This window comes from Rhodococcus sp. ARC_M5 (assembly GCF_022810405.1).
In the GTDB taxonomy this organism is placed as follows: domain Bacteria; phylum Actinomycetota; class Actinomycetes; order Mycobacteriales; family Mycobacteriaceae; genus Rhodococcoides; species Rhodococcoides navarretei.
On record NZ_JALGQE010000010.1, the window covers coordinates 12,354 to 34,601 of the forward strand.

Below are 22,248 nucleotides of genomic sequence, written 5' to 3' on the forward strand. Positions count from 1 at the left end.
CGGACCCGGTCGCGCCACAGGTCGAACGCGCGCCGCCGAAAGGATTGCCGACTCTTCTGCGTTAACCTCGGCATCGTGACATCGGCAACGAGTATCGACGACTTGGTCGAAGAGCTGTACCTGCAGCGTCGTCGAGCGTGGGAAGCCGCTCTCGTCACCGCGCAGAATTTCCTCGAGACCATCGCCGACGAGATTCTCGAGGACGTCGATCGAGACCGCTTGAATGCGCAGACGGCTCGCATCAAGGACCCGGGCAGATCGGCCGACAAACTGCGCCGCTATCTCTCCGAGGGGCGAATCGACGAGCCCACCGACGCGGACGCCGTCGCCGAGGCGTTGCCCGATCTGGTCGGCGTCAAGGTGCTGTGCAAGACCCCGCGCGATCAGCTGTCGTTCGTCGCTGCGCTCGAGCGAGCATGCAACGACCCCGAGTGTTCTGTGCGGTTCGCGCAACCACCCACCGACTACGTCGCCTTTCCCAAGCCGAGTGGCTACCGCGCGTACCACGCCGTGTTGGTCGTTCGAGTGGCCACACATCAGGGTGATCTCGACGTGAAGGTCGAAGTGCAGGTCAAGACCCGCCTGCAGGACGCCTGGGGCGAGCTGACCCACGAGGACATGTACAAGCCCGGTGAGGCACTCAAGCCGACCAAGAAGCACACCGATTACGCCGCGCACATGGCCCACCTGCTCGATCAGGTGGATGCGATGGCCGATGATCTTGCCGCGCAGCTCGACTCGTTGACAGCCGCGTCGAAGGATGGGGGCGTGCTCGCGGCCGACCCGATTCCGAAGGATCCGGACTTCATCAGCGCCAGGGTCACCCGCACCGGTCCACGCTATGCACTCGCCGTCGGCCCGGACGGCCGCAGGGGCCTCGTTCCCGCTCGATCGGTGAAAGCGGTCATCGGCTCGACCGACCGGATCGCCGTCAACGATTATCTCGAAGTGGGCGACTTCATCGATGTGGTCGTCGAGGACTCCGAGGATGCGCTCTACTATCACCTCACCTCGCAGCCGCCACGGCGCAAACCTGCGAAGAAGCGCAAGCGCTGACCTGGAGTTCTCAGGAACATCTCACGTCGGTCCGGTAGACATGCCTTCTCGTGACCACTACCGAGAATTCCACGGTCGTCACCGATGCCGACACTGTCGACACTGCGGCCGATACGAGAGGGTCCGCCAACCGGTACGCGAGGTTTCGCACAGCCGAGACGGTGGTGCCGGCCATCTCGTTCGCCGTTCTGGCGAGTCTGTACGCGACGATGTCCGTGCTGGGGCATCGCCAACTCCGCACATCCGGGTTCGATCTGGGGATATTCGTCCAGCAGATCGCGTCGTACTCGCAGTTTCGGGTGCCGACCTCCGACCTGCTCGGGACCGGGTTCAACACCCTGGGCGACCATTTCTCCCCCATCACCGCGTTGCTCGGCCCCGTCTATCGATTGTTCCCGCACGCCGAGACGTTGCTGATCGCGCAGGCCGTGCTGTTCGCACTGGCCGTGATCCCCATCGCTCGGCTGGCGGCTCAGAAGTTCGGCACGACCGTCGGCGTCGTGATCGCCGCGGCGTTCGGACTGTCGTGGGGTGTCCAGGCGGCGTTGAACTTCGACTTCCACGAGGTGGCGTTCGCGATGCCGCTGCTGGCGATGTCGATGGTCGCGCTGGTTCGACGCCGCTGGCTGCCTGCCCTGGCCTGGGCTCTACCTCTGGTATTCGTCAAGGAGGACATGGGCCTGACGGTGATCGTGATCGGCGCTCTGGTGGCATTGTGGACGACCGGAAGAACACGCATTCTGGGGGCGCTGACGGCTGTATGGGGGCTGGCCTGGGTGGTTCTCGCGGTCAAGGTGATCGTCCCGGCGCTCAGTTCGGACAACTCGTACGACCAAGGCTCCAAACTGCCTCCACTCGGTGAAGGCATCGCCGACACAGCGCACGGGTTGGTCGCAGGCGATTCCCGAGCGGCCACCGCCTTTCTACTACTCGCGGTCACCGGCTTCTTCGCCCTGCGATCCCCGCTGTTGCTGGTCGCCGTACCGACGATCGCGTGGCGCTTTCTCAGTGACAACACCAACTTCTGGAAGCCGATCTACCACTACAACGCGATTCTGATGGTCATCGTGTTCGTCGCCTTGCTCGACGCGTTGGCGCGTAGCCACCGGCACGGTCAACTCACCGAACGAGGCCGAAAGCTGATCGTCGCGTTCGTGGCAGCGTTCGCGGTGATCGCGTTGCCGTTCCTGCCCATGTCGCGGGTGGTGCAGGCGCAAGAGTGGACGATCGATCCGCAAGTGACGACCGTCCGAGAGATATCCGAGTCGATTCCCGCAGGCAATCGAGTGGCTGCGTCGAACAATCTCGTCGCACAGCTCGTCGCCGACCACGACGTGTCGGTCTTTCCGCAGCGCGCCACCGATTCGACCGTCCCGGATTGGATCGTCGTCAACCAGCAACGGCCTGCAGGGTGGCCGACGGACGAGACCGGGGATCTCCAGGCAGTCGACCGGGCGCTGTCGACCGGATACGACGTCGTCTACTCCGTCGACGGTATCGAGGTCCTCCACCGCCGGTGAGTCGTCCCGATTAGTGTTTGAGCCGATCGACCCCTCGCTCGACTCACCGTGACGACAATCGCAAGGCAGGTACAGATTATCGACGCTCGAACCGGCGATCTCGGCGCCACCAAGACCGCATCGAAGCGCTCGCCGTGGAATCGCAAGAATCCCTACCTCGCGCAGATCCTGAGCAACCGACGCCTGTCCGGTCCCGAGTCCGCCAAGGAAGTCCGGCATTTTGCGGTCGCACTCGGCGAGAGCGGCATCGCCTACGAGGCCGGCGACGGATTCGGCGTCAAACCGGTCAACGACGCGGCACTGGTCGCTGCCGTCATCGAGCGTCTCGGAGTGCCGGCCGACACCGCAGTCCACACGAAGTCCGGCGAGATCACCCTGGCCCACGCGTTGACCACGGACTACGAGATCGGTATCCCGTCGATGGATCTGATCGAGGCGGTGGCCGAACGCGCCGGTGACGCCGAACTCGACCACGTTCTGCAGAACGGCGACCGAGCATCGTTCGACGCCTGGACATGGGGTCGCGACGTCGTGGACGTTCTCGACCTCGATCGACCGGGCGCATTCGATCCAGCCGAATTTCTCGGTTTGCTGCGTCCACTGCAACACCGGGTCTACTCGATTTCGTCGTCACCGATCGCGCACGCGGGCACCGTACATCTGACCGTGTCCACAGTCCGGTACCGATCGGCCGAGCGTGATCGCGGCGGCGTCTGCTCGACGTATCTCGCCGATCGCGTCGGGGACGGACACCAGGCCGGGGTGTTCCTGTCGGCCAACAAGTCCTTCCGCCTCCCATCCGACGACACCCCGATCATCATGATCGGTCCGGGAACCGGAGTGGCACCGTTCAGAGCTTTCCTGCACGAGCGTCGCGCACGGGGCGCTACGGGCGAGAACTGGCTGTTCTTCGGCGATCAGCATCGGTCGAGCGACTTCCTGTACGAGGACGAGCTCGTCGATTTCGAGCGAGACGGCCTGCTGACTCGACTCGATCTGGCCTTCTCTCGCGACCAACCGCAGAAGATCTATGTGCAGCACCGCATGCCCGAGTCGGGTAAGCAGCTGTACGGGTGGCTCGAAGCAGGTGCGCACCTCTACGTGTGCGGTGATGCGGCCCGGATGGCCAAAGGTGTCGACGAGGCACTGCACGAGATCGTCGCCGAACACGGTGGTCGCTCCCCCGACGCGACCGAGGACTACGTCAACGACCTCAAGCGATCCAAGCGCTACCTGCGCGACGTGTACTGACGAGCCTTTCTTGTCGGACCCCCTCGCTACGGTCTCGGATACAGGCATCAGTTCTCGTCCGAGAAGAGGGTTTGCATCGTGACCGCACTGCAGAACGGCCATTTCGACTCCACCACCGCGCTCGCGTGGGCCACGTTCACCGAAAACCTGCATGCTCGTCTTCGGACATTGCCGCGGCGGGACTACATCACGATTTCGGCTGCACAGGCGAGTCCCGGGGAGCGTGGCTTGCGGCCGTACATCGATGTTGCGGCGACGGACGGCGGTCCGCTGGTGTCGGTGGCAGCGCTGCCGTCGCTGCTCTACCCGGATGCCCCCGACGCAACGGCCCTTGATGTGCAGCTCCTCAACTGCGGTTGGCTGGATCGAGGCAAGCCGGTCGCAGACGGGTCGATCATCGATCTCACGCGCACCGACGACCGAGCAGATGCGGCGCTCGTCGCGGAGATGATCACGCGCGCGTTCCGCGAGATCTGGAACGTGCCGCACCCGTCGTTCCTGAGCGCTTGGGGTGTCGGGGCCGACGGGACGTCGTCCGGGCCGGTCGACCTACAACGCGGATTCGTCGGTCGGACGGCCGGCACAGCGACCGAAAGCCCCTTGGAGACAACCGACGACGTTCCTGCCGAGCTGAGGTCACTGCAGGCGTTGTGCCAGTTGGTCGGTCGGCGCGTCGACGCGCGCACCGTTCGGTCGGTGTGCGCGGGCGGCGATATCGACGCGCTGAAACTTCGAGCACTGTCGCTGCATCGATCGGCTGCGGCACGCGCCCGCCGATCTGCGGACTCCGGCGCAGAGAACCCGGTCGCCGTGTCGAGAAATCTTGCGCGTACCTGGATGTTGGTCGCACGCAGCATCGAGGCCGTAACCACGGCGGACCGCCACGCGTGCCGCTGACGAGTTACAGAACCCGACGAACTACAGAATTCTTCGGCGCAACCCGCTCGCCCGCAGCACTTGACGCTCCACACCTGCCCGGATGGCCTGCTCGGTACCGATGACCCGGACGTGCGAGCGCGCCCGGGTGATGGCGGTGTACAGCAGTTCTCGGGTCAGCAGCGTCGATGCCTCGGCGGGCAGCAGAACCGAGACGGTGTCGTACTGACTGCCCTGACTGCGGTGGATCGTCATCGCGTAGACGGTATGTACCGAGGAGAGCACGTTCGGGTGGATCAACACGTGGCCGCGTCCTCGGGCGAACGCCGCCATCGGAGTTCCGTTGTCACCCATCACCACTACTCCGGTATCTCCGTTGTAGATCCTCGCTTCGTGGTCGTTGGCCGTCACCAACAGAGGTTGCCCGGGGTACCAGAGCGAGGGATCGAGAAACGTTCCGCTTCCTTCCCCTACCCACTCCATTGCTTGCCGGTCCCATCGCGAGACGCCCCATCGACCCTCGCGGTGCGCGCACAGGAGGCGGTGTTTCTCGAGCCCGAGCAGTGCTGCGGTGGCGTCTCCGCGTGCAGCGGCGGCGGTCACCTCGGCTGCGGTGTCCACAACGTCGGATCGCAGCGCATCGACGTCGTCGGGGCCCTGGAACGAAATCTCCTCCGCGCCCGACTCGAGCAGCGCCATCACGTCGTCGCCCCGACCGTCTCGCACGGCCACGGCCAGGCGGGCGATGGCCCCGCCGAACCGTCGGCCACGACTGAGCCGAACTACGCCGCCGCGCAATCGATCTCGCTCGAACCCGCTGAGAGCGGCCTCTGCAGGGTCCTCGGCCGCGGCGAAATCCTCGTCCACGAGCTGCGCCAGCACCGGATTCTCGGTGCCGGTGACCGGCCGGGCCACCAGATCTGCAAGCACTGCTCCCGCGTCGACCGACGTCAGCTGATCGGGGTCGCCGACGAGGATCAGCCGAGACTCGGGGCGCACCGCTTCGAGCAGTCGGCACATCATCGTCAACGACACCATCGAGACTTCGTCGACGACGATCACGTCGTACGGCAACCGGTTCTCGGCGTCGTGCCGAAACCTCGTCTTGCTGCCGGGCTTCCACCCCAGAAGGCGGTGGAGCGTCATCGCCTTCAGCTCCGCCGGAAGCTCGAGTAGATCGGCCTGTTCGGATACGGACTCCTGCAATCGGGCCGCGGCCTTGCCGGTGGGTGCGGCCAGTCCGATGCGTAGGTCGCTCCCGTGCTCGCGGACGAGCAGCGCCAGGATGCGCGCTACCGTATGTGTCTTTCCCGTTCCCGGCCCGCCGGCGATGACCGTGGTCCACTGCGTTGCCGCCAGGGCTGCAGCTATCCGCTGTCGATCGGGAGCGGCCGTCGGCAAACCCGATTCGTCCACGAACAGCGTCGAAAGGGCGTCTCTGATCTCGTCGGCACAGGCAGTCGGGTGGGACTGCGAACGAGCGTCGAGAACATCTCGAACGGTGCTCTCCTGCAGATGATATCGATCCAGGTACAGCAGCTCACCTTGATCTGTGTCGACCAGTTTCAGCGGCCTCAGCGGTCCATTCGAACTGCCGACCACCAGTGGGCTCACCCTCAGTGCTCGGAGTACGTCGTCGAGTTCGGGCCACGGAAGGACGCTCGGATCGACATCCGAATCCTCGTCGACGGTGACGTCACGCAGTCGTCGCAGATCCAGGCACACCGAGCCGGATCGCACCGAGCGCACGGTAAGGGCAGTGGCGAGCAGTACCAACTCCGACGACTCCCCGGCAAGGGCACCGAGCCGCAACGCCACGTGCACATCGGATGCCGACAGCACACCCGCGTCGTTGAAGACACGCAGAATCCCACTGCCGCGCAGCGCAATCGAGACCCTGGTCATCGGACCACCCTCCCGCCGAGCAGGTCCGACAGCTCCACCACCAGAGCTGCGGGCGGATCCCAGTCGAACACCCCGCACCCGGCGGGAGTCCGGGGTCCTACCATGCCCCGAACGAACAGGTAGCGAATGCCACCGAGGTGCACTGTCGGATCGTAGTCCGGTTGACGCCATCGCAGATATCGATGCAGCGCAACGGCATACAGGATGGCCTGCAGCGGATAGTGCGAGCGGATCATTTCCTGGGCCATCTTCTCGCGCGTGAAGTTACCGGTGGTCAGATCCCCCCGGGCGAGACGGTTCGTCTTGTAGTCCACCACGACGTACCGCGGTCCGGGCACGCGAAGAACCGAGTCGATACTTCCGGTGAGAAAGCCGCGCAGTGGTGTCGCTTCCAGATCGTCGAGCAGATCTGCGTACGACGCGAGCACGTCCGTCGGGTCGAGGTGGTGCCGCAACAGGCGCGCCACGGACTTCAGCGTGACCGTGGCTGCCACCGGATCGTCGCCGCCGGCCAAGGGCAGCTCGAAGTCGAGCTCGGCCAGATGATCGGACGGCGCTGTGTCGGCGAGGGTCCCGAATCCCAACGGTGTCTGCATCACCGGCAGTAGGGCCGCGGCCAGAGCTACCGGATCGACCTCGGCCATCCGCGCTGCGACAGCCGCTGCACAACGGCGCTCCAGTTCCGCGAGTAGATCGGGCGCGGAGGTGTCGACGTGTTCGAGCGCCTCGTGCACGAGCGTTCCGAACGCCGCACCGGCGGGCATGCCGTTCATCGGTGACGCAATTCCCTCCGGCTGTTCGCCCTCACCAACCGGTGGTTCCGCAGGCTCGTCGGTCTTCTCGGGGTGCTCGGCCTCGCTGGTCACTCCCGTCTCCGACTGGACGGGTGCGGCATCGTGAGCGTGAGCGGTCAACGCGGAGTACGACGTTCGACGCCACAGTAGGTCGAGGGTTCGATCGAAGCGTGCGGCAGCGACGTCGAAGTGCGCCTGTTCGGGTCGGATCCAGTGCTCGCTCGATGGTGCACCCGGGCCCACCGGTTCGACCGAGACGAGGTCGGCTGCCGACCCGACCCAGGATTGCAGCCGGTTCGCAGTCGTCGCGTCGTCGAGCACCTTGTACGACCGCTCCGGCTGCGCAATTCCGGGGATGCGACCGAACAGCATGCGGTGCAGCGAGGAGGTCGCGGTGTTCCGGCCCGGTGCCCACCACAGCACGATCTGGCTCTCGGCACGTGTGAGTCCGACGTAGAGCAGTCGCAGTTCCTCGCCTGCCTCCTCCTGATCGTTGAGCACCTTCCTGGCCGCGTACCCCGCACCGGACGGTCCGCCGACGTCTCGGATGCGTTCGCCGTTCTCGTGCAACAACAACGTCGACGGCTTGCTGAAGTACAACGCGTCCCAGGCATACGGGAGATAGACGACCGGAAATTCGAGTCCCTTGCTGCCGTGTGTCGTCATGATCTGCACTGCGGCGGAATCACTGTCGAGCCGGCGACTGCGATCGGTCGACCCGCCGGCCGCCGGTTCCTTGATGCGGTCCGTCAACCACCGGGTGAGGGCGGTGATTCCGAAGGACTCGGATACCGCTGCGCGATTGAGCAACTGGGCGATATGACGCAGGTCGGTCATCGTGCGCTCGCCGGCCTCGACCGCCAGCAGTCGGGCGTCGAGTCCGGACTGGGCCGACACCCTCTCGAACACTGCTGCGAATCCGGCCTGATCGAACAGCACCGAATACTCACGCAGTCGACTGCTGACCTGCGACAGAGCGTCCTCGGCCCCGGAATCGAGCTGTGCAGCAGTCCATCCGAGCAACGGTGTCAAGGCGGCGAGGCGAACGCGATCGGTGCGATGAGGTTGTTCGATCGCCTGCAGCAGCCACAACCAATCTCGGGCGCTCTCGGTGCCGAACACGCTGGTGCTGCTCGACACGACGGACGGAACCCCGACCGCGTCGAGTGCGTCCCGAATCAACGCCACCTGCTTGGTCGTTCGGGTCAACACGGCGATATCCCGCGGTTCGATCGACCGGGGCCCGTCGGGTCGATCGATCACGGCATGTCGGGACAGTAGCTCGACGATGTCCGCCGCAACGTCTGCCGCAACCCGAGATCGAAGTCGGTCCACTGCGGGAAAACCCTGCCGCAGTGGACCAGCGCCGGTTCGGGGGAGATAACGCACCCGCAAGGGAGGATGCCCGACCATGCGCGAGAGCGGGTTTCGCGCCTCGACTCGGTGCACCACGATGTCCTCGTGGCCGAGGGCTGCGCCGCCGTACAGATGATGCAGGGCGTCGAGCAGCCCCGAATCACTACGCCAGTTGGCCGTGAGCTCGTAGAGGTGGTCCGCGGTCTGCACCGCGTCGAGGTAGCTCAGTACCTCGGCTCCGCGGAACGCGTAGATGGCCTGCTTCGGATCGCCGACGAGGATCAGCGTCGTGAATCCGTGAAACGCCCGCCGCAGGATGTCCCATTGCATCGGGTCGGTGTCCTGGAACTCGTCGATCAACACGACGCGGTATCGATCTCGCACTCGCGCGCAGGCGGCCTCGCCGTGTACTGGGTCGGACAGCACAGAATGCAGAAGTCCGAGCAGATCGTTGTAGTCGCGCACCCCGAGTAGACGCTTGCGACGTTCGACTTCACGTCGTGCTTCGCGGGCGAACCGCACCCGCAGAGCGGGCTCGCGGTTGTCGTCGTCCAGGTCCTCGGTGTCGGGATACAGAGTCGACTGCTGGTCACCCACGGCCGCCAACGCCAACTGCTGAGCATCCCGCCTGCTGAATGCCGGTGCCTCGTCGTCGCCGCTGAACATCTGCAGATACAGATCGTCCACGACCTGCTCGAGGAGATCCGAGACCGATTCGACGAATGTCGATTCGGGTTCGCGTTCGCCCGCTATGCCGAGTCCGTCGAGCATTCGTTGGCAGAAGCTGTGGGTGGTGACGATGGTCCCGGCATCGAAGTCGGACAGAGCTTTTCGCAATCTTCCTCGACGCCTGTCCACTTCGGCGTCGTCGACGGCGGCCAGGAATGCCACGAGTGGATCCTCGGACGCACGAGCGGTGCCCGGGTCTGCCAGGTCGCGGGCGATCGACGCGAATCTGCTGCGGGTGCGATCCCGTAGTTCCTGGGTCGCAGCCCGACTGAACGTCACCAGGAGCAGATCCGAAATCTCGGCGATTCCTTCGGCGATGTAGCGCGCGGCCAACCCGACGATCGCATACGTCTTGCCGGTTCCGGCGCTGGCTTCGAGGACGGTCGTTCCGGTCGGCATCGAACCGAGCAGGTCGAATCCACGGGCGGTGGTCATGCATTTCCCATGTTCTCGGCGGCCAGCAACGGATCCCACAGCTTTCGAGCCAGAACGCCGAAGCGGCTGTTCTCGTTCGACGGCTCCGTCTCGTCGGCGAGCGGGACCGTCGCGAGCAAAGTCTGGAACGACAAGGTCGGACCGTGGACGTACCGCAACGATCGATCGGTTCCGTCCCCGAAGTCGCCGCGCCATGCCCAAGTGGCCGAGTCGTAGCCGTCCTCGATCGAACCGCCTCCGAACCGCTTCTCCGCGTACGCAGATGCGGTACCGGTCGAGATCGGCAGCGGCGACGCCAGTCCGCGATCGCGCAAGTCCACCAACTCCCGCAGCACGGCGACAGGGTCACGCGGGGCCCTCATCGAAGAGCGACGAGGCGGGCGCATCCCGCTCGCCCGGCCGATGGTGACGGCGGTCCACTCCCCTGTCTCCGATGCGGCTACCGCGAGCAACCGCACCCACGCGGCCAGTCGATGCTTGGCGGCCAGGCGCGAGTACGAGGAGCGCGCGAGAGTGTGGCCGTGAATTCCGGTGACGGTGCCGGTCAGGCGCCGTCCGTCGCCCAGCTCGACCGCGACGTCGATGGTCTCGGCCGCGCCCGTATGGAAGGGCGCGGCCGCGTCGGCGATGATCCCGACGATCTGTCTGATGTCGGACATCTCCCGTCGGCCCTGGTGGAACGGCGGCAGGGTGCCGCGCCGCCACTCTGCGTCGGCGAATTCTCCGATGTCACCGCCCGCGAGCACCGCGGCGAGCATCCGGTCGCCGATACTCCACCGGGACAACGGGTCCAGTTCGATGTCGAGACTGTCGGCAAGATCGTCCTCCAGCTCCGGAACGCGGAAGCCCAACCGTTGGCGCAGGAACGCCTGCACCGGATTCTCGACGAAGGCGATCAGTTCGGCGAGGCCGACGTCCCCGCGATGAGCCGGCGGGAGTGGATCGGGCAGGAAGGGTGTCGCCGGACCGGGCGTTCGTTGCTGAGACACCGCTCCGGCCAGGGCTACCGCGTCGAAACTGAACGGGTGCTCGGCCTCGAAGTTGAGGGGGTCGAACGGCTGCAGCGGATGCCGATGTTCGACGCGTCCGCCCGCGGTCGCCTCGAGCACGTCCATCAACTCGCGCAGTGGGATCGCGGGCGGCTTCGCCGATCCGTCGACGGGGTCCGCTCCGGTGTAGAACAGCAGTAGTTTCTCCTCGGCCGACATCACCGCGTCGAGAAGTAGTTGCCGATCCTCACTGCGGATGTCTCGTTCGCCGACGGCTGGGTCGCGGGCCAGAATGTCGTCGCCGTCGATACTGCCCACCCGGGGGAACACCTCGTCGTCGAGCCCGAGGAGCACCACCACCCGATGCGGTACCGATCGCATCGGAACCATGGTGCACACGGTCAGTTCACCGGTGCGGAAGTTCGCCCGGGTAGGTCGCCCGGCCAGTCTGCCGGCCAGCATCGCGCGCACGTCCGCGAGCCGAAGTTCGGCCGCGCTGCCGTGTTCGGTGGCGTCGGCTATCTCACGATGCGCTTGTGCCAGTTGCCATTCGTCGGCCGTGGGCACGTCGGCGAGGAGATCGAGGGCGCGGCTCAAGTGCTGCGTCCATTCGGCCACCGACGCCGGGCCGGCAAGCGTTCGGAGAACCGAGGCCAGTCGATCGACGAGTTCGGCGAAGCGGCCGGCAAGGGTGATGTCGTTGCTGTCGACGTCGTCGAGCGGCAGTGCGAGGTCGAGGTATTCGTTCCGAGTCTCGTCCGCGGCCACCCCCAGCAGGATGCGATCGAGCGCCGACTTGAAGGTGTTCTGCCGAAAGTTGTTCAAACCGAACGCTTCTCGTTGCCGAACCGTCAATCCCCAGCGGGCACCTGAGGTCGTCACCCAGTCGCGCAGGCGCTCGAGATCGTCGTCGGTCAACGAGAACTTCTCGCGCACCGGGCCACTGGCGGCGAAGTCCAACAGCTCGCTCGCCGTCACCCGTCCCTCCGAGAAATCCAGCACCGTGGCGACGACGTCGAGGATGGGATTGGTGCGGCGTAGGCCCCGATCGGCGAGGCGCACGCGCAGCCGATGCCCTGGATGTACCAGCGCCGCCTGCCCGAAGTTCGCGCGGATCAACGGCGCGTAGGTCTCGACATCCGGGCACATCACCAGGACGTCCCGCGGTTCGAGCGACGGGTCGTCGGTGAACAGATGCAGCAGCGACTCGCGTAGTACTTCGACCTGTCGCGCAGGCCCGTGACAAGCGTGAATCTGCACCGTGTCGTCGGCGGCGACTGTGCCGTCGCCGGAGGGAGGGGCGTCGGCCGTGATGTCCGATTGCACTCGCCCGAGCAGGGTGGGTGCCGGGTGCGGGCCGTCGTGGTGCACGGTACGAGTCGCCGCCGAAGCGATCACCGCCTGGAGTTCTCGCACGTCGCGCGACAGACTGGCCAACAGTGGGTGTTCGACGGCCAGAGCCGTCGTGTCGTCTCGTCGGCGAGTCACGCGCTGCCGATCGGCGAGGGAGTTCCACATGGTCGGGCTCGGATGCGGAATCCAGATGTGCACGTCGCGCGCGTGCGACAGCGCTCCGAGTATGTCGAGCTGATCGGTCGTCAGTCGGGTCGGGCCGAAAACCGACAATCGACTCGGTAGCTCCACCGATTCCGGTGCGTCCCGCAGTCGTTCGCATGTCTGCGGCAGTCGTTCGGCTGGACTCGGGCTGCCGATTCGCTCCCGCACCATGCCCCACACTCGTGGTTGCCAGAGCAGGTCCTCGTCCAGGTCGCCGCCGTGTCCGTCGGTGAAGCGTCCGGCGAACCAGTCGCGCAGCATCTGAGGTCGTTGAGATCCGTAGGTGCGGAACAGTTCTGCCACATGCGATGCCGTCGACCAACGGCGTCCCGCACGATGATCCTCGGAACCGGCCCCCAGGTGCTTGGACAGCACCGCGGCCCAGGGTTCGGTGCGGCACTCGTCGATCACCTCCAACGCGGTCCAGAGCACTCGGCCCACAGCCCAGGGGTCGTCGTCGGGATCGATATCGTCGACCGACGCGATGGCGCGCGACACCAATCGCGCCGGGCTCGGGAAGTCGATGTTGGCTGCAATGCCCGCACCCTCGGAGCTGCCCAGAGTGCTCGACAGTCGCTGAGTGAGCCAGCGCTCGACGCCCTTCGCCGGAACCGACACGATCTCGGGCGCGAATGGATCGTCCAATGGCACGGACAGAATGTCGGCGAGTGCAGCCGCCAGTGTTCCGGCGCGTTCGGCGCGGTGGAGCGTCAACACCGTTGCGGTCCCCTGCCTGCTCGTCCTGGTGCCCGATTTCGGGCTCGTGACGACCCTACTCGAGGCACCGACAGGTTCTGCGCGATGAGTTGGGTCGCCGGACCCGGTCCATATCTGCGAACCCGAACGAGACGAAGGAGAACGCAATGATCGAACATGCGCTTGCCGTGGTGGCGGTACGCGATCTCGACTCGGCGCGGGGCTGGTACGAGAGGCTCTTCGATCGCCGCGCCGACAACAATCCGATGCCGAGTCTGGTGGAGTGGCAGGTGGCCCCCGCTGCCTGGCTGCAAGTGACGGTCGATTCCGAGCGGGCCGGCTCGTCGTTGTTCAACGTTGCCGTCGGAGACATCGAGGTGTTCGTCGAGGCCGCTCGTTCCCGCGGCATTGACTTCGGCGACATCGTCGACGCGAACAAGGGAGTCAGACTGTCGACGGTCTCCGATCCCGACGGCAATTCGATCACGGCGATCGGCGGCTTTCGCGAGCAGTACTGATCGGCGGTTGCCGTTCTCTCACGGAATGTAACGGCGAACCCCGTCGGTGCGACATGGTGAACGGAAATGCGACCGACCGGTTCGATCAGAACGAGACGGTTGCTTCCGGTCTCGCGGGTCATATCTCGGCCGCGACATCGACACCTCTCGCGACCCGAACGGACCCTCCACATGACCAGCGCCTACCCGCCACCCTTTCAGCGTCCGGCACCCGAGGCACAGACGCCTCGCCGCCCCCTGCTCGGAAAGATATTCGCCTGGACCGCAATCGTTTTCGGGGCGTTCTTTCTGATCGGAGCGATCGTCTCGTTCGAGTTCGGTGCGGTACTGGTCGGCGCGTTGCTGGTCGGCACCGGAGTCATGTACCTGCGCTCGTCGCCCGCGCGGGGTAGCAAGGTCTGGGTGGTACCTGCCATCGCCGTCCTCCCCGCACTGTTCGTGATGGGGCTGACCACCACGACCGAACCCGAGACCACGACCGCCATCGCACCGGTCGCGGCCGTGCCCGCATTGCCGACCGTCACGACGACCGTCGCACCGACGCCCTCCACCACGACACCGGCCCCGACCACGACAACCGCGGCTCCGACGACCGAAGCCGTGGCCGCCGCCGTCGAGCTACCGACGACAACGGAGTACATCCCACTGCCCGATCCCGAGCCCGTGTACATCCCGGAGCCCGTCTACACACCTGAGCCGGTCTACACCGCCCCCGCGCCGTTGGCCACAGTGCCTTCCGTTGTCTCGTACGCCAATTGCGATGCGGTCCGTGCGGCGGGTGCAGCCCCGATCTACGCCGGGGATCCGGGATACAGCACCAAGCTGGACCGTGACGAAGATGGCGTCGGCTGCGAGAACTGACCACAGTCAACCCACCAAACGCCGCGTCAGGTCCGCCGCTTCTCGGGTGTAGGCGACCAGCATGACGAGGTCGACAGACGGCCGTGCTGCCTTGACGGCAACCACCTGCTGGGTGACGGCATCGTGCGTCGGCCATCCGTACGAGCCGCCGGAAATCAAGGGGAACGCGATGGACTTCAGGTTCATCGACGCCGCGAGAGCCAGACTGCGGACGTAGCACAGCCGCAGCAGTTCCGACCTGTCCTCGTGCGGGGAGTACCGCGGACCGACGGTGTGGATGACGCACGCTGCACGTAGCCGGCCCGCGGTGGTCGCGACGGCTGCGCCGACGTCGAGTCCGTGCGGCAGGGTGGTGGCCCGCAGTGCCTTGCATTCGGCGAGGATGTCCGGCCCGCCGGCGCGGTGGATTGCACCGTCCACTCCGCCACCACCGAGCAGTCGTGTGTTGGCGGCATTGACGATCGCATCTGCGGCCACGTCCGTGATGTCGCCCTGGACGACGTCGATGATCGTCATGAAATGTCCTTCGCTGCAATGATGTTCGAGGTGATTCGGTCGAGATCGTCGGCTCGCAACCCTGGGTAGCCGTGAACGATGTCGCGCCAGTCGCTCGGCACAGCCGATGCGCCCCAACGCGCTCCGAGGAGCCCTCCGGCTATGGCCGCCGTGGTGTCGGTGTCGCCGCCTGCGCGGACACACGATTCGAGAGCGGCGGGCAGGGGCCGATCCGAATCGGCAGACCGATGGATCGCCCACCACGCCGTCTGCAGAGCGTGCACCACCCAGCCGTTGTTCGGGAAGTCGGCCGGCTCCCCCTCCTGCGCCTGATGGATCAATGGTTGCCAGAAGTCGCGAACGTCGGGGACGGCATCGTCCAGAAATTCGGTCACGCCGTCGTAGGTCGAGTTCAGAACCGCGTATCGAATTGCGTGACTCCATAGTTGGCAGGCTTGACCGGCACGGGGGTCGGAATGGGTGAGGGCACTGATCCGCGCCGCGGCATCTCGACAGCCGGCCGGGTCGTCGAGGTAGGCGAGGGCAACCGGCGCCGTTCGCATGAGCGATCCGTTGCCGCCGGTTCTACCCGACAACGACGCTGCCACCGCAGTCATATCGGCACCATCGCGAGTCGGCCGCGACAGCACCAGACGAGTCTGGTTTCCCACGTCGGGAGGGTTCTGGGCGAACCAGTCGCGGAAGTGTGCAGCGATGTCGTCCACGTCGCCACCCTGCTCGAGTGCGCGCGCGACGCAGAGCGCCATCGAGGTGTCGTCGGTCCATTCCCCCGGGGCCCAGTCGAATGTGCCGCCGCCGATCATGGCGATGGTTGTCTCGGGCGTCGGATATCCGAACTCGTAGCCCGCGCCCAACGCGTCGCCCACTGCGGTTCCGAGCAGAACGCCCCTCGCTCGATCGTGCTGAACGTCCGTCAAGTGCATGAGTACCCCTTAGATCGATGTTGCGCTAACTATAGATCAGATTCGCGCTAAGATGCAAGGCATGACGTGGAGAGACCGAGGAGGCCAGGCCCTGATCGACTACCCGCGACCCTCGGTGGCGGTCGATGTGGCAGTACTGACCGTCCGCGAACGGCGATTGCATGTGGTCGTGGTGCCCTCGGAACGAGGCCTTGCACTGCCGGGTACGTTCCTGCACCCCGACGAGACTCTCGCCGACGCGGCCGACCGCGCGTTGAGGACGAAAGCAGGCATCGTCGACCTCACGTTTCATCAACTGAGAATGTTCGACGCCCCCGACCGCGACGATCGCGGCTGGGTGCTGTCGATGGCGCACAGCGCAGCAGTGTCGATCCGATCACTCACTCCGACAACCGAATCCATGCTTGTCGACGACACGAGGCCGGCGTCTCCGCTGGCCTTCGACCACGACGACATGGTGGCCGAAGCAGTGGACGACCTGCGCGGTCGTTACGCGCGTGAGGTCGATCCCGCACTGTTGATGGACGCGGAATTCACACTTCTCGAACTCCGCGAGCTGTACGAGATCGTCTTCGATCGCCCGCTGCCGAAAGACACGTTCCGACGCCACGTCATCGGTGCGTTGCAGGGAACGGGCACGACGTCGACCGTGGGCGGCGGGCGCCCCGCCGAACTGTATCGCCGCGCGGCGGACTCGACTCTCCCTCCGTCCACGGGCTCGTTCCTACTCGGCTGAGGGCATGGATCGACGAAACCGGACATGACAGCAGATAAGCTGCAAGCCATGGGATCGAAGCGGCCTGCCAACCGCGGACAGAAACGTGCAGAAAAGACCAAGGCCCGGCAACGGCGTCACCAGCAATCCCGACCGGCTCCGAGCGGTGTCGAGACCGAACGCATCGCCGATCTGATCGACGGATTCGTCGAATGGCTCGACGCGAGCGAGATGGCAGAACAGTCGGAGGCGATCTCTCGGCTCGTGTCGTCGACACTGACCCAGCTTGCCGGTGCTCGTCATGGCTTCTCCCCCAGTGCCTGGCTGCCCGCCGATGCGCACCTGCTGGTCGATGCGGCCGAACGCATCCTTCAGGAGGAGTCCGAGACGGCCGAGGACACCGCGGTCAATCTCGTTCTCACCTCGCTGCAGTACCTGACCTTCCTCGACGAGACCGATCTCTGGGACGGCAGCCCCGAGGAGTACGCGCACTGCATGGAAGACCTCTCGGACTTCCTCGAGGGCGACGAACCCGACATGCTCGATGCCGACGACATCGACCTGCCCGACGTTTCCCTGGCCCAAGAACTCGCGGCGATCTCGGGGCTGCCGCTGCTGCCTGCACTCGACGAGATCGTCGCGCGCGTGGCCGACGGATTGGCGGTGGGCGACGATGCCGACCTGCAGCGCGCCGTGGGCTCCGCCCCGCTCGATCCTGCCCGGCTCGATGCGGGTGCAGCGGTCGATTACTGGTCGACGGCCATCGCAACAGAACTCATTCGTATCGACGGAGACACCGCCCGGCCCGGCGACAATGCACATTCGCTGGCCGACCGTGGAGCCGAGACCGTGCACGAACTGGTTGCCGAACACGTCCGCGTGCAGCTGTCGGGAGATGGCGACGACCCCGATGTGTCACGGTCGTTGGCCAACACGTTCGCGGTGCAGACGCTTCTGGCCGCCATGACCGACGAGCTGCCGATCAACAACGAGGGCGAGGATTACGCCGAGCTGGAGGGCGAGGACCTGCGTACCGCGCAGCTGATCGACCACCGCGTTCGATCCCTCATCGAGCAGGGCATCCTCGTCAGGATCGAGGAGGTACTCGCCGTTCCGCACGCGTTGCGTCCGGCGGTGCTGGACGGTGTTGCCGAGGCGCAGCCGTTCGGAGCGATCGACGAGGAGTCGCAGGACGACCCGCTCTACGGCTCGGTCGAGGATTCGGCGTCGTCGTGACGGCCCCCGCGAGCGCCGAGACCGTGTCGGTGGTCGCCGCTAGCGTCATCGACTGTGCGTTACGTCAACGCGATCTGGGTAAGGAGCCGACATGAGCGATTCACTCGAGTTCGACTTCGACGTCGATGCTGCCTGGATGCAGTTCCAGCGCAAGCTCGGCGATTACGTCAGCGCGATGCGCGACGGCGATGCGCTGGTGATCGAGTCACGTTACGACACCACCGACGGCGTGCCCGACACCGCCGCCTGCGTGCAGTTCTACGCCTGGGATCTCGATATGGTCCGCTGCGAAATTCCGGCGAACGAGCACCTACACAGTAGCCGCGCCATCACCGACGAGCAGCGAGAAGCACTGGGCCAGATCGGCTTTCGCATGTCGGTCGATTCCGAGCCCACAGCACCGCACGTGGACCGCAATCGCTCGTGGTCCGATGATCTGGCAAAGAAGACCGTCGCGGTGTTCCGCGACATCTGGGGTCTGCCCCACCCGTCCTTCCTCGGCTCGCGCGCCACCGGTCGCTACGACGTCCCGAGTTTCGACGCCACCACTGCCGAGTCCGGCCCGACGATCGTTCCACAGTGTGTGCAGCCGAAGGGCAAGGAACACCTACAGCAACTCGTCGATCGAGCCCTGGAGCCATGGTTCGGTTTCCCGCCGGATCACGACCCCGACGGAGACATCCCCCTGCGGTTCGTGGGCGGCACCGCCTACGTGTCGGTCAAGCCCACCGAACCTGTGGTCGAAATCAATTCGACGCTGGTGCACGCTGTGTCGGGACGAACCCGCGCAGCCGAGTTGCTGGTCGATCTCAATCTGCAACTGCCCGATGTGATGCTGCACCTGGTTCAGGACTGCATCGTCGCGCAGGTACGGGTCAGCGGGTCACCCTTCGTCGCCGACCACCTGCTGTGGGCAGTGCGGATGCTCAGTCACGTGTGGGAGCAGGTCGACGAGAAGTTCGCCGAGGATTTCGGCGGCGCACTCGGGGAACCGACGCCACCGCCGATCGACGCGGAGGACTTTCCGGAGAAGCTGCTCGAATTGGTCGAGCTCGTTGCCCGATCCGAAGAACCCCTCGACATCGACACCGTCCTTGGATGTTGCTCTTCCGATCGCGATGTCGTCGTGTCCTACCTGCGCATCAGCGCCGAGCAGGAGGCCTCGTGGCGCGGTATGGCCGTCGCCGCGGATCTCGGTGACGAGCACTGCGACGTCGACGAGGCAGACCGAGAGGCCGGCAAGTGGGGACGCGTTGTAGCTGCTCTGCGCGAGGTACTTCGCAGCACACCCGAGCAGGTCACGCCGGTGGTCGACCCCTCGGCGATCCAGTTGCAGCTGTTCGAGACCGACGAGGTCGCGGAGATTTCCGACGAGCGTTCGGACGATCAGTAGACGGTAGACGAACAGGATTTCACTCGCGCGCTTCCCTTTCGTGTTAACTGGGGTTACATTAACTCTATGTTCGCACCTCGTTTGGAGAAGCCATGACACTGACGACAGGCACTACGTCCGTTTCGGTCGATACCGACGCCAAGGACGAACAGCAGTACAACGAGACACTCACGTTGCTGTCCGAGGGTTCTGTGCACAAGCACTTCGACCCGTACGTGGACATCGACTGGGAGTCCGAGAAGTTTGCGGTGCCCGCGAACGATCCTCGCTGGGTCCTTCCGGTCAAGACGGACCCGATCGGTGGCCACGCCTGGTACCGCGCGCTTCCCCTCGAGAAGCAGATCGAAATCGGCATGTGGCGTCAGGCCAACGTCGCCAAGGTCGGTCTTCAGTTCGAGAACATCCTGATCCGCGGCATGATGCAGTACGTGTTCTCGCTGCCCAACGGCTCGGCCGAGGCACGCTACTGCACCCACGAATCCATCGAAGAGTGCAACCACACCCTGATGTTCCAGGAGATGGTCAACCGCGTCGATTCCGACGCCCCCGGCATGAGTCGGCCCATGAAGATGCTCTCGCCGTTCATCCCGCTGTTCGCGACGCTGTTGCCCGAACTGTTCTTCGTCGGCGTCCTCGCAGGCGAGGAGCCCATCGACCACATCCAGAAATCGGTCCTGCGGTCCGGTGAAGACATCCACCCGATCATGCAGAGCGTCATGGCCATTCACGTCGCCGAAGAAGCGCGCCATATCTCGTTCGCACACCAGTTGCTGCGTCGCCGAGTCCCCAAGATGTCCAAGGCCGGACGGTTCTTGCTCTCGTTGGCCTTCCCGATCACGATGCGCATCCTGTGCGACGTCATCGTCATCCCGCCGAAGAAGTTCTGGACGAAGTTCGACATCCCGAAGCAGGTGAAGAAAGACCTGTTCTGGGGCACCCCGGAATCGCAGCATGCACTGCAGGACTACTTCGGCGATGTCCGCATGCTGGCCACCGACACCGGCATGATGAATCGTGCTGCTCGCCTGATGTGGAAGATGTGCGGAATCGACGGCAAGGCCTCACGTTTCCGTAGCGAGCCCGATCGCAGCTCGAGCCAGTTCGCCGCCTAGGTCTCCAGCCGCACAGCCCTCTCGCCGCTCAGCCTTCTTGCCTCTGCCGTCAGGAACCCCTCATGCCCCACGTCGTCACCCAGTCATGTTGCAGCGACGCATCGTGCGTCTACGCGTGTCCCGTCAACTGCATACATCCCACCCCCGACGAGCCGGACTTCCTGACGGCAGAGATGCTGCACATCGATCCGCAATCGTGCGTCGACTGCGGCGCGTGCGTTTCGGCCTGTCCGGTCGATGCCATTGTGCCGCAGGCAAAATTGACCGAGGCGCAACTGCCGTTCTTGACGATCAACGCGGATTTCTACAAGCAGGAGCGTCCCCCTCGGCCGATCCTGGCACCTGTGACGCCGGCTGCATCGGTCTCGCGGGATCGCCAGCCGCTTCGAGTGGCGATCGTCGGATCCGGTCCGTCGGCCATGTACGCGGCGGACGAGTTGCTCACTCAACCCGGCGTGAGCGTCGATGTCTACGACCGGCTTCCGCAACCGCACGGACTCGCTCGACTCGGCGTCGCACCCGATCATCAGAAGACGCGTCAGGTGTCGCGTCTGTTCGAAACCATCTCTGCGCAAGAGGGATTCACCTACCACCTCGGAGTCGAGGTCGGTAAGGACATCACCCACGACGAGTTGATGGACAGCCACCATGCCGTGATCTACGCAGTCGGGGCATCATCGGATCGCGAGCTCCGCATACCAGGCGCCGAACTGCCCGGGCGTACGTCGGCAACCGACTTCGTCGCCTGGTACAACGGGCACCCCGATCATGCGCACCGCACGTTCGATCTCTCACACGAGCGCGCCGTCGTCGTCGGTAACGGCAACGTGGCACTCGACGTCGCCCGCATCCTGACGATGAACCCGGATGCGCTCGCCCAGACCGACATCGCACCGTATGCCTTGGAAGCCTTGCGTCACAGCGCAGTTCGTGAGGTGGTCGTCGTCGGCAGGCGGGGTGTGGCGCAGTCTGCGTTCACCGTTCCCGAGTTCGCCGGATTGCTGACCGTTCCCGACATCGACCTGGCCATCGACCGCAGTGAACTCGCACTCGATCCGGTGACCGTCCGGCTCGCCACGACCGACGACCTACCCCACGCCGTGGCGCAGAAGCTTCAACTGCTCCGCCACGTCGACGAATCACCCGAACCCAGCGCCAGAAAGCGCATCACGCTGCGCTACCTGCTGTCCCCCACCAGCATCCTGGGCACCGACCGGGTGACAGGCATCGAGTTCGATCGCATGGGCCTGACCGTGGACAGCGACGACGTGGTCCGCAGCATTCCGACGGGGGAAGTCGACCGCATCGACGCCGGCCTCGTCCTCACGTCCATCGGCTACCGTGGCGTCGCTCTCCCCGGCGTTCCGTTCGACGACCGCGCCGGGATCATCCCGAACGCCGGCGGACGCATTCTGCAGGAACCGGGCGGACCCGTCGAGGTCGGCCGCTACGTCACCGGCTGGATCAAGCGCGGTCCCTCCGGGTTCATCGGGACCAACAAATCCTGCGCCCAGGAAACCGTCGGCCATCTCGTGGACGACTTCAATGCAGGCCGTCTCACCGACCCGATCGAGTTGCCCGACACCTGGCCGACCGAGTCGACCCGGGGCGCTCTGCAACGCTCGAAGGAGATGCTCTCGGCGCTGCGCCGGTCCTGATTACTCACCCCCCGGTTGGGATCAATGCGGCTTTCGGTCACTCCAACTGCAAGAAAGCCACATTCATCCAGGTGACGAAGGCCGCAGAACCGGGGAAAGCGGCGTGAGGTTGAACCGTCTACCATCGGGGTAGCTACAGTCATCGGCCACCG

The 22,248-nt window shown here is 65.2% G+C and carries 15 protein-coding genes and 1 pseudogene; 11 read left to right on the plus strand and 5 right to left on the minus strand.

Annotated elements, in window-relative coordinates; genetic code table 11:
* The first annotated feature begins 75 nt into the window (after positions 1-75).
* The 4 genes and pseudogenes from MTX34_RS16430 (at position 76) to MTX34_RS16445 (ending at position 4,724) form a co-directional block, all read left to right on the plus strand.
* Positions 76-1,056 carry a GTP pyrophosphokinase family protein gene (locus MTX34_RS16430; protein ID WP_243595352.1) on the plus strand — a complete coding sequence of 327 codons (981 nt, stop codon included), beginning with the start codon at positions 76-78 and terminating at the stop codon, positions 1,054-1,056.
* Positions 1,057-1,106: 50 nt separating this feature from the next.
* Positions 1,107-2,576, plus strand: coding sequence for a DUF2079 domain-containing protein (locus tag MTX34_RS16435; protein WP_243610067.1), 1,470 nt, complete (start codon positions 1,107-1,109; stop codon positions 2,574-2,576).
* 108 nt (positions 2,577-2,684) lie between these two features.
* Positions 2,685-3,827: pseudogene (locus MTX34_RS16440) on the plus strand (sulfite reductase subunit alpha); the annotation flags it as partial.
* A gap of 78 nt (positions 3,828-3,905) precedes the next feature.
* Entirely contained in the window at positions 3,906-4,724 is an 819-nt protein-coding gene (locus MTX34_RS16445) for a hypothetical protein (protein ID WP_243610068.1), read from the plus strand.
* Positions 4,725-4,745: 21 nt separating this feature from the next.
* On the opposite strand, the gene recD is transcribed toward MTX34_RS16445, so the two are convergent.
* The 3 genes from recD to recC are packed head-to-tail and all read right to left on the minus strand — an operon-like array spanning position 4,746 to position 13,185.
* The gene (recD, locus tag MTX34_RS16450) at positions 4,746-6,608 is read right to left on the minus strand and encodes an exodeoxyribonuclease V subunit alpha (protein ID WP_243610069.1); all 1,863 of its coding nucleotides are present in this window, start codon (positions 6,606-6,608) and stop codon (positions 4,746-4,748) included.
* Positions 6,605-9,922: a UvrD-helicase domain-containing protein gene (locus MTX34_RS16455; protein WP_243610070.1), complete on the minus strand. Its 3,318-nt coding sequence runs from the start codon at positions 9,920-9,922 to the stop codon at positions 6,605-6,607. Before MTX34_RS16455 ends, recD begins: the two co-directional genes overlap by 4 nt.
* Positions 9,919-13,185 (minus strand): exodeoxyribonuclease V subunit gamma, encoded by a 3,267-nt coding sequence (recC, locus tag MTX34_RS16460; protein WP_243610071.1) that lies wholly within the window; start codon positions 13,183-13,185, stop codon positions 9,919-9,921. Before recC ends, MTX34_RS16455 begins: the two co-directional genes overlap by 4 nt.
* 146 nt (positions 13,186-13,331) lie before the next feature.
* Here recC and MTX34_RS16465 point away from each other — a divergent pair, with 146 nt between their 5' ends.
* Both MTX34_RS16465 and MTX34_RS16470 read left to right on the plus strand, forming a co-directional pair.
* Entirely contained in the window at positions 13,332-13,682 is a 351-nt protein-coding gene (locus tag MTX34_RS16465) for a VOC family protein (RefSeq protein WP_243610072.1), read from the plus strand.
* A 171-nt stretch (positions 13,683-13,853) separates the two neighbouring features.
* Positions 13,854-14,543, plus strand: a complete 690-nt coding sequence (locus MTX34_RS16470; protein ID WP_243610073.1) for an excalibur calcium-binding domain-containing protein — start codon at positions 13,854-13,856, stop codon at positions 14,541-14,543.
* Positions 14,544-14,549: 6 nt separating this feature from the next.
* Here MTX34_RS16470 and MTX34_RS16475 read toward each other — a convergent pair whose 3' ends face one another.
* Together MTX34_RS16475 and MTX34_RS16480 are read right to left on the minus strand one after the other, a co-directional pair.
* Positions 14,550-15,059 (minus strand): O-acetyl-ADP-ribose deacetylase, encoded by a 510-nt coding sequence (locus MTX34_RS16475; RefSeq protein ID WP_243610074.1) that lies wholly within the window; start codon positions 15,057-15,059, stop codon positions 14,550-14,552.
* Complete coding sequence (locus MTX34_RS16480) at positions 15,056-15,982, minus strand: ADP-ribosylglycohydrolase family protein (protein ID WP_243610075.1); 927 nt, start codon at positions 15,980-15,982, stop codon at positions 15,056-15,058. Before MTX34_RS16480 ends, MTX34_RS16475 begins: the two co-directional genes overlap by 4 nt.
* Before the next feature lie 61 nt (positions 15,983-16,043).
* Here MTX34_RS16480 and MTX34_RS16485 point away from each other — a divergent pair, with 61 nt between their 5' ends.
* The 5 genes from MTX34_RS16485 (at position 16,044) to MTX34_RS16505 (ending at position 22,096) form a co-directional block, all read left to right on the plus strand.
* Positions 16,044-16,718 (plus strand): NUDIX domain-containing protein, encoded by a 675-nt coding sequence (locus MTX34_RS16485; protein ID WP_243610076.1) that lies wholly within the window; start codon positions 16,044-16,046, stop codon positions 16,716-16,718.
* Positions 16,719-16,742: 24 nt separating this feature from the next.
* Positions 16,743-17,933 (plus strand): hypothetical protein, encoded by a 1,191-nt coding sequence (locus MTX34_RS16490; protein ID WP_243610077.1) that lies wholly within the window; start codon positions 16,743-16,745, stop codon positions 17,931-17,933.
* A gap of 91 nt (positions 17,934-18,024) precedes the next feature.
* The gene (locus MTX34_RS16495) at positions 18,025-19,326 is read left to right on the plus strand and encodes a hypothetical protein (protein WP_243610078.1); all 1,302 of its coding nucleotides are present in this window, start codon (positions 18,025-18,027) and stop codon (positions 19,324-19,326) included.
* A gap of 92 nt (positions 19,327-19,418) precedes the next feature.
* On the plus strand, positions 19,419-20,438 hold the full coding sequence (locus tag MTX34_RS16500; protein WP_243610079.1) for a diiron oxygenase: 1,020 nt from the start codon (positions 19,419-19,421) through the stop codon (positions 20,436-20,438).
* 62 nt (positions 20,439-20,500) lie between these two features.
* Entirely contained in the window at positions 20,501-22,096 is a 1,596-nt protein-coding gene (locus MTX34_RS16505) for an FAD-dependent oxidoreductase (protein WP_243610080.1), read from the plus strand.
* The last annotated feature ends 152 nt before the right edge of the window (positions 22,097-22,248 follow it).

Bases quoted from the DNA above. Each gene is read 5' to 3' on its own strand.
- recD (WP_243610069.1), bottom strand. From the start codon at position 6,608: ATGACCAGGGTCTCGATTGCGCTGCGCGGCAGTGGGATTCTGCGTGTC.
- MTX34_RS16455 (WP_243610070.1), bottom strand. From the start codon at position 9,922: ATGACCACCGCCCGTGGATTCGACCTGCTCGGTTCGATGCCGACCGGA.
- MTX34_RS16465 (WP_243610072.1), top strand. From the start codon at position 13,332: ATGATCGAACATGCGCTTGCCGTGGTGGCGGTACGCGATCTCGACTCG.
- MTX34_RS16470 (WP_243610073.1), top strand. From the start codon at position 13,854: ATGACCAGCGCCTACCCGCCACCCTTTCAGCGTCCGGCACCCGAGGCA.
- MTX34_RS16475 (WP_243610074.1), bottom strand. From the start codon at position 15,059: ATGACGATCATCGACGTCGTCCAGGGCGACATCACGGACGTGGCCGCA.
- MTX34_RS16480 (WP_243610075.1), bottom strand. From the start codon at position 15,982: ATGCACTTGACGGACGTTCAGCACGATCGAGCGAGGGGCGTTCTGCTC.
- MTX34_RS16485 (WP_243610076.1), top strand. From the start codon at position 16,044: ATGACGTGGAGAGACCGAGGAGGCCAGGCCCTGATCGACTACCCGCGA.
- MTX34_RS16490 (WP_243610077.1), top strand. From the start codon at position 16,743: ATGACAGCAGATAAGCTGCAAGCCATGGGATCGAAGCGGCCTGCCAAC.
- MTX34_RS16495 (WP_243610078.1), top strand. From the start codon at position 18,025: ATGAGCGATTCACTCGAGTTCGACTTCGACGTCGATGCTGCCTGGATG.
- MTX34_RS16500 (WP_243610079.1), top strand. From the start codon at position 19,419: ATGACACTGACGACAGGCACTACGTCCGTTTCGGTCGATACCGACGCC.
- MTX34_RS16505 (WP_243610080.1), top strand. From the start codon at position 20,501: ATGCCCCACGTCGTCACCCAGTCATGTTGCAGCGACGCATCGTGCGTC.